The organism is uncultured Gemmiger sp. (genome assembly GCA_944388105.1).
In the GTDB taxonomy this organism is placed as follows: Bacteria; Bacillota; Clostridia; order Oscillospirales; family Ruminococcaceae; genus Gemmiger.
Window position 1 is genome coordinate 1 of the sequence record CALXHN010000124.1, and the last position, 5392, is coordinate 5392.

The following is a 5392-nucleotide window of genomic DNA, read 5'->3' on the forward strand; positions in this document are numbered from 1 at the left end:
CCCCAGGCCGGTGAATAGGCCGTCGTCAGGTGGCCGCATCTCGGGGTCTGGGGCCGCAGCCCCAGCCGGCGGCCGACGCATCGGAACGGCGGGCCCTTTTCGCTTCCTTTTCGGGCACGAAAAGGAAGGACTAAACGGCAGGCAGCCGTCACCCTTCGCAAGCACCCGCTTGCCGGAACCCGGCAGACTCCCGTCTGCCAAGAAACAAAAATCACCCGGGAAAACCTCCCGGGTGAAGAGAAAGGATTATGCTTTTTTCCGTTTCCGGTCCCGGACCAGCCAGACGATCAGGCCGACAACAGTCAGAGCACTGACGACCTCCGCCGCCCGCCAGGACAAGGGTTCGGCAAAGCCTACGGTCAGGGTACCGTCGTAGCCGGGAGCCAGCACCACGGCCACCTGGCCGGTCTCGCCTTCGGTGACGGTGGCGGCGCCGCCGTCGTTGGCCAGCACCCGGTAGCCGGGATAATACACCAGGGGCAGTTCCAGGTTGGCGTTTTGGTCGGCGCTCTCATTGACCAGCCGCAGGGTATACCGCAGGCTGCCCTTTTCCACCACCGTACAGCTCAGGTTGTCGCTGGGGGAGAGGTCGGGGTTTTCCGCCTGTTCCAGGGCAAAGGCCGAGGGCAGGTACTCCATGGCGCTGCTGGTGGTGGTGTCCGAAAGGCCATCGGTGGTGCCGTGGCGGCTGCGGCCGAACTGGGCGTCCACATAGGGGGTCAGGTCCAGCCCCGCAAAGATCACCGCCAGGGCAATGAGCCCCGCGGCGCAGAACCGGCCCGGGCGTACCCCGGCCGTGCGGCCCAGCAGGAACACCAGGGCGCCGCCCGCGGCGGCCAGCCCCAGCACCGCAAACACCAGGAACCGGAAGGGGAACTGGAAGTTGAGGAACATCCGGCCGATGCTTTCGCCCATCCAGCCGGCAAGGGTGGTCCAACCCTTGTAGCCCACCAGCAGGGTGGCCGTGGTACCCAGCACCAGTCCGGCGATCCCTACCTGGCGGCCCCGGGACGGCAGATCCTTCTTCCAGACCAGCAGCACCAGCAGCCCCGCCGCCGCCAGCAGCAGGGGCGCCCCCAGGCGGATGTAATCCACCTTGGAATTCCAGGGCTGCAGCAGGTTGGCAATGGAGATGGCGTAGCTTGCCGGGTCGATGGCGTTGGAATCCGCCCGGAAGCGGTAGTCCCCGCCCAGTTCCTGAAGCATGGGCACCACGAACCAGGCACACAGGAGCACCGTCAGACCCGCACCTTTCAGCAGGGGCAGCAGCCGCTGGGGCCGGAAAGCCCGTCTGGCACACAGCAGCACGGTGAACACCGCCGCGATGGCGGCCAGCTCGGTGGTGATGGTGTGGGTCAGGATGATGCCGCTGAACCCGAAGGCCAGAGGCAAAAAGGCGCGGCGGCGCCGGGTCTCGCCGGCGTCGTCGGCATACAGGGCCCAGAAACCGTACAAAATCAGGGGCAGGAAGGTCTGGGCGCAGGTCTCGCCCAGGGCCGGACGGTAGTACATGTTGAACAGCCGGTAATAGGCGGTCATGTACAGGGCGGTAGCGGTGAGGGCCGCCGCCCGCCCCTTGAAGATGCGGGAAAAACTCCACCAGCTCAGCAGGGCGGTGAGGATGTTCACCCCCACCAGCAGCAGGTTATAGGCCCGGAAGAGGGGCATGCCCGCCAGCATGAGCAGGGCCGGGAAGTAGAGGAGCAGATCCCCGTAGAACAGGGGGCTGGCGTAGCCGTAGCCGTTCAGAAAATTGGGGTAGATGCGCACCGGGAACTGGCCCTGGGCCAGCCCGTCGGCCACGCCGGCCAGCCGGGACATATGAAAGCTCAGGTCAAAGCCGTAGGAGACCGCATCGGTGAGCACCGGCAGGCTGCACAGCAGCACCAGACCGGCCAGGGTCACCAGAACCACCCGGCTGCCGGGGCGGGGAAACAACCCGGTTCCCGGCAGGACTGCCAGCAGGAAGAGGTCGGCCAGCACAAAGACCAGCAGCCAGCCCAGGGCGCAGGTGATGTCATACCAGCCCTGGCGTTCCACCTCCACGCTTTTCAGTTCCCAGTCCAGGTGGTCGGCACCGAACACCAGCCGCAGGCCCTTGTCCCCCTGTTCCAGCCAGACGATGCCGGTGGCAAGACCCTCTTCCTGGCCGGTGGCGGGCAGGTCCACATTCATGTTGATGATATCCGCCGATTCCGGCAGCAGCTGCAGCTGGGCGTCCTGTCCGGCCGCATACCGCACGGTGACCTTGTACCGCCCCGCCGGCAGGGGAAAGCTCTGGCTGACCAGCAGGGAAGGCAGCTCTTTCTCCTCCTCCCCGCCGTCGGGGGTCAGGGTGTCCGGAAGGGTGGAGCGTTCCTGGTCGGGGGTGGCTTCCCCCGATTGGCCGTAGTCCAGCACCAGGCTTTCGGCATACTGGTTGGTCATGTCCGCGGGCAGGAACAGGCAGGACCGGAAAGTGCCCATCCCCCGCACCAGCACCAGCACAACCAGCACCAGCTCCGCCAGCAAAAGCAGGGGCATCCACCGGGGCAGGGCCACCGGGCCTTTGGGGGTTTTCAATACAATCTGCATGGGGGATTCCCCTTTACATCAGTTTACGGGGGCTCACTCGTTGTCCTCGGTGTCGGGGGCAGCGGAGTCGGCGGCTTCGTCGGCGCGCTCTTCCGCCTCGATGCGGGCCAGTTCCTCGGCGGAAGGTTCAGCTTCGCCCTCCTCCTCCGGCTTCTGGGTCTCGGCGCCGTTGTCCCGCTCCACGCGGGCCACCATGGCCACCTTGTCCTCCTCGCCCAGGCGCATGACCCGGACGCCGCTGCCGTAGCGGCTCTGGACGTTGATGTCGTCGGCGTGCATCCGGATGAGGATGCCGTTCTGGCTGATGAGGATCAGGTCGTCGGAATCGTCCACGATCTTGACGGCGGCCACCCCGCCCTTGGCGTAGTTGCGGATGCCCAGACCGCCCCGCTTGGTGATGCGGTAGTCGTCCACGCGGCTGCGGCGGCCCTTGCCGTCCTCGGTGACGGTGAGCAGGGTGGCGCCGGGACGGCAGACGCCCACGCCCACCACATAGTCGCCTTCCCGCAGGCGGATGACCCGCACGCCGTGGCCGGTGCGGCCCATGCTGCGGGCGCCGGATTCGCTGAAGTGGATGGCGGCGCCGTTGTGGGTGGCCACGATGAGGTCATCGCTGCCGCCGGTGATGTGGCACCACACCAGGCTGTCGTCCTCGTTCAGGGCAATGGCATTCAGGCCCGCCTTGCGGATGTTGCGGAACTGGGACAGCGGCGTGCGCTTGATCAGGCCCTGGCGGGTCACCATGGTGATATAGTTGTTTTCCTCGTCGATGTCGGCGGGCTGGCGCATCATGATGGTGACCTTTTCGCCCTCCTGCAGCTGCAGCAGGTTGGCGATGTGGGAGCCCTTGGCGGTGCGGGCGCCTTCCGGCACCTGGTAGCCTTTGAGACGGTAGACCCGGCCCCGGTCGGTCATGAAGAGCATGTGGTCATGGGAGGAACCCACGAACAGTTCTTCGGTGAAGTCGTCGTCCTTCTGGTTCATGCCCTGCACGCCCCGGCCGCCCCGGTTCTGGGCGGTGTAGGTGTCGGCGGCGGTGCGCTTGATGTACCCGGAATGGGTCAGGGTAAAGACGCACTGTTCCTTGGGGATCAGGTCCTCGATGTCCACCTCGCCGGAGACGGCCTCGATGGAGGTGCGGCGCTCGTCGCCGTACTTGTCCGCCAGGGCCTGCAGGTCGTTCTTGACGATGAGCATGGCGTGGTGGTCGTTGGCCAGGATGTCCTTGTAGTTTTCGATGGCGGTGCGCAGCTGGCCCAGTTCCTCGTCGATCTTGAGGATCTCCAGACCGGCCAGACGGCCCAGCTGCAGTTTGACGATGGCGTCCGCCTGGGGGTCGTCAAAGCCGAACTTGTCCATGATGGCGGCCTTGGCCTCGGAGAAGCCGCCCTTGCAGGCGCGGATGGTGGCGATGATCTCGTCCACGATGTCCACGGCCTTGCGCAGGCCTTCCAGGATGTGTTCCCGGTCCTGGGCCTTCTTCAGCTCAAAGGCGGTGCGGCGGCGGATGACCTGGCCCTGGAATTCCAGATACCGCTCCATCATGGTCTTCAGGCTCATGATCTTGGGCACGCCGTCGTCCAGGGCCAGCATGATGACGCCCACGGTGTCCTGGAGCTGGGTATAGCGGTAGAGCTGGTTTAAGACCACCTGGGGGTTGGCGTCCCGCTTGATCTCAATGACGATCTTCATGCCGGTACGGCTGGAGCTTTCGTCGTTCAGGTCGGAGATGCCGTCCACCCGCTTGTCCTTGACCAGGTCGGCGATGGACTCGATGAGGCGGGTCTTGTTGACCATGTAGGGGATCTCGGTGATGAGGATCTCGAACCGGCCGTTGGGTTTTTCCACGATCTCGGCGCGGCCCCGCAGGGTGATCTTGCCGCGGCCGGTGGCGTAGGCGGCCCGGATGCCCGACCGGCCCATGATGATGCCGCCGGTGGGGAAGTCGGGGCCCTTGATGTATTCCATCAGGCCGGGCAGGTCGATGTCCGGGTTATCGATCATGGCGCACAGGCCGCCCACCACTTCCCGCAGGTTGTGGGGCGGGATGTTGGTGGCCATGCCCACGGCGATGCCCTGGCTGCCGTTCACCAGCAGGTTGGGGAAGCGGCTGGGCAGCACGTGGGGTTCCTTTTTGGTTTCATCGAAGTTGGGGTCCCAGTCGATGGTGTCCTTCTCGATGTCGGTGAGCATCTCACAGGCCATCTTGGACATGCGGGCTTCGGTGTAACGGTAGGCAGCCGGAGGGTCGCCGTCGATGGAGCCAAAGTTGCCCTGGCCGTCCACCAACGGGTAGCGCAGGCTGAAGTCCTGGGCCAGACGGACCATGGCGTCGTAGACGCTGGCGTCACCGTGGGGGTGGTAGGAGCCCAGCACGGCACCGACGGTATCGGCGGATTTGCGGTAGGGGTGGGAGGGGTCGTTGCCGCGCTCGTGCATGGTATACAGGATACGGCGGTGGACCGGTTTCAGGCCGTCGCGCACATCGGGCAGAGCGCGGGAGACGATGACCGACATGGAGTAGTCCAGGAAAGCGCTTTCGATCTCCTCTTTCACATCGCGCACGATGACCTTGGTGCCGGAACCCGGCGTCATAATGACATTTTCTTCCATTGGTACTCACCTTTCTGGGAAGGAATCTGGATTGTTTGGCCGGATGGCCGACAGGAAAACAGCTTCTTGAGGGAGTGTTGTCGCTTTTTGCCGCCAAAAAGCGACGGAAAAACCGCCACCGTTTCGAGGCGGTGGACGCCGACCAGGGCTGCGGCCCTGGACCCGGGGAATGCGGCCACCTTACGACGGCCTATTCACCGGCCTG

Annotated in this window: 2 protein-coding genes; both read right to left on the reverse strand. The window is 65.2% G+C overall.

What is annotated here, in order from left to right; genetic code table 11:
- Positions 1 to 246: 246 nt before the first annotated feature.
- Positions 247 to 2574, reverse strand: a complete 2328-nt coding sequence (locus Q0K17_RS10310) for a hypothetical protein (RefSeq protein WP_294542802.1) — start codon at positions 2572 to 2574, stop codon at positions 247 to 249.
- A 33-nt stretch (positions 2575 to 2607) separates the two neighbouring features.
- Complete coding sequence (gyrA, locus tag Q0K17_RS10315) at positions 2608 to 5187, reverse strand: DNA gyrase subunit A (RefSeq protein WP_294542804.1); 2580 nt, start codon at positions 5185 to 5187, stop codon at positions 2608 to 2610.
- Positions 5188 to 5392 lie beyond the last annotated feature (205 nt).

What these genes read in the sequence shown, in the direction of transcription:
- Q0K17_RS10310 (WP_294542802.1), bottom strand. Translation starts at nt 2,574, where the DNA reads ATGCAGATTGTATTGAAAACCCCCAAAGGCCCGGTGGCCCTGCCCCGG.
- gyrA (WP_294542804.1), bottom strand. Translation starts at nt 5,187, where the DNA reads ATGGAAGAAAATGTCATTATGACGCCGGGTTCCGGCACCAAGGTCATC.